This window comes from uncultured Campylobacter sp. (assembly GCF_938030815.1).
Lineage (GTDB): Bacteria > Campylobacterota > Campylobacteria > Campylobacterales > Campylobacteraceae > Campylobacter_B.
In genome coordinates, this window is sequence record NZ_CALHII010000080.1 from 1 (window position 1) to 2,331 (window position 2,331).

Here is a 2,331-nt window from a genome sequence, read left to right on the forward strand (position 1 = left end):
CGGCGGCAAAAGCCCGATACCTAGGCGGCTAGCCTCGTCGATATATTTTGAAATTTTATCGGTATTGCCCTCCTCCGAAGTAAGCAGCGCCGCCATAAATTCCGCAGGATAGTAGGTCTTAAGATAGGCTGTTTGAAAGGTGATCATCGAATATGCCGCGGCGTGGGATTTGTTAAAGCCGTAGGAGGCAAATTTCATAATCAGATCAAATAGCTCATCCGCCTTAGCTACGTCAAATCCCAGCTCTTTGGCGCCGTTTAGATACTGCTCGCGCATGTGAGCGAGCTTCTTTTCATCCTTTTTACCCATCGCGCGGCGCACCAAATCGGCATCGCCCAAGCTAAAGCCGCCCACCTTCTGCACGATCTGCATGACCTGCTCTTGATAGACGATGATGCCGTATGTTGGCTCTAAAATTTCTTTTAGCTCAGGGAAGATATAGCTTGCTTTTAGCTCGCCGTGCTTGATCCTGATAAAATCGGGGATTAGATCCATCGGTCCCGGGCGGTAGAGTGAGATCATCGCGATGATATCCTCGAAGCGGTCGGGGCGCAGGTTCATCGCCAGATCCTGCATGCCCGCGCCCTCGATTTGGAAAATCCCTAGCGTGTTGCCGCTTTGAATCGTTTTGTAAGTTTGCGGATCGTTAAAGTCTATCTCCTCCCAAACTATGTCGCGATTATAGCGGCGCTTGACGAGCTTGATGGCGTTATCGATCACATCGAGGTTTTTTAGACCTAAAAAGTCAAATTTTATCAGATCTACGTCCTCGAGATAGTTTTTGGTGTATTGCGTTACTAGGCGCGCATCCTCGCCCTTATCCTGCTTAAATAGCGGCGCTTTATTCCACAGCGGCTCGTTTGAGATCACCACTCCCGCGGCATGCATACCTGCGTTACGATTTAGCCCTTCAAGGCCCAGCGCAAACTCCCAAACCTGCTGTGCGATCGGATCTGCGTCGATAAATTCTTTCAGCTTCGGCTCGGCGTCGTAAGCCTGCGTAAGCGTGATGCCTAGCTTATCGGGGATCAGTTTCGCCATCTTATCGGCTTGCGAAAGCGGCATGTCACATACGCGAGCTACGTCGCGGATGACGCCGCGCGCGAGCAGCTTACCGAAGGTCGCAACCTGCGCGACGTTAAATTTGCCGTACTGATCGATAACGTAGTCGATCACCTCGCCTCTGCGCGCCTGGCAAAAATCCACGTCGATGTCGGGCATCGAGATACGCGACGGATTTAAAAATCGCTCAAAAAGCAGATTATACGGGATCGGATCGAGGTCGGTAATGCGAAGCGCGTACGCGCAGATGCTGCCCGCCGCAGAGCCGCGACCGGGGCCAACCGGGATATCGTGATCCTTCGCCCAGTTGATGAAATCCTGCACGATGACCATATAGCCCGAAAAATGCATGTTTTTGATAATGGCAAGCTCCTTTTCCAGGCGCTCGCGATAAATTTCATGCCTCGCAGGGTCAATAAATTTAAGGCGCTCTTTAAGCCCCTCGCGGCAGAGATGATCGAATAAAAAATCGTCATTTGCAAAGCTATAGCGCTCCGAGGGCTGCGGCAGCGAAAGCCCGAGCCTATCGGCGTATTCGATCGTAAATTTAAAATTCGGCGGCGTCGGCGCATAGTCCTTCTCGTCGAAGGCAAATTTCAAATTGCACTTTTGCACGATCTCGGCGGTATTTTCGATCACTTCGGGGATATCCGCAAAAAGCCGCCTCATCTCCTCGTCGCTTTTTACGTAAAATTCCGAAACGACGTGTTTTAGGCGGTCGCCGTCGTTGATCGTCTTGCCCATCGAGATGCACTGATAGACGTCGTGGGCCTTGGCGCGATCCTTGCGCGAGTAGTGAGCGTCGTTTGTGGCGATGATCTTGACGCCGATTTCGCGCGAAAGGCGGATGAGGTCTTTATCGACGTTTAATTGCTCGCCGATGCCGTGGCGCATGATCTCGAGATAAAAATCCTCGCCGAAAATTTCCTTATACTCAAGCGCCGCTTTTTTCGCCGCTTCGTAGCCGCCCGCACCGCGCTTTAAATTTCGCTCGCTTCTATTTAGATGAAATTCCACCTCGCCCGCTAGGCACGCCGAGGAGCAGATGAGCCCCTCGCTGTGCTCTTTTAAAATTTTTTTATTGATCCTCGGGTAGTAGTAGAAGCCGTCCAAAAACGCGCGCGAGCTAAGATACATTAAATTTTTATAGCCCGTCTTTTTCTTTTAAAAACAGGGTCAATAGCGTGTGCGATTCGATGTAGCCGATGACGCGCTCCAAATCGCCGTCGCACACCAAGAATTTGTTGTGCGGTTTTTCCGACATCATTT

1 pseudogene is annotated in these 2,331 nt (G+C 51.1%); it reads right to left on the minus strand.

The features are described 5' to 3' along the window. A pseudogene (gene dnaE / locus Q0277_RS03005) lies at positions 1 to 2,214 on the minus strand (DNA polymerase III subunit alpha); the annotation flags it as partial. Positions 2,215 to 2,331: the final 117 nt, after the last annotated feature.